Annotated in this window: 1 pseudogene; it reads left to right on the forward strand. The window is 40.4% G+C overall.

Features of this window, described 5'->3' with window-relative positions:
- A pseudogene (locus tag C1E99_RS00025) lies at positions 1 to 265 on the forward strand (glycosyl transferase family 1); the annotation flags it as partial.

Raw genomic sequence — 265 nt, forward strand, 5'->3', positions numbered from 1 at the left:
CAGACTTTGTTATCACTCCTTCAGAGTATTCAAAAAAACTCATCCAGTCTTACGGTGTGACAACGCCAATTATAGCCGTTTCGAATGGTATTGATTTAGATAAATATAAGAAGGATGAACGCAAGGAAGCAATCTTTCGAGAGCATTTTAAAATTGAAGAAGGTCAGCCAGTTGTTGTCTGTGCAGGACTTTACTTCCGACGTAAAGGAATTGAAGACTTTGTCAAGGTAGCCGAAAAGATGCCGCATGTCCGCTTCATTTGGCT

This window comes from Streptococcus suis (genome assembly GCF_002964045.1).
Lineage (GTDB): Bacteria > Bacillota > Bacilli > Lactobacillales > Streptococcaceae > Streptococcus > Streptococcus suis_U.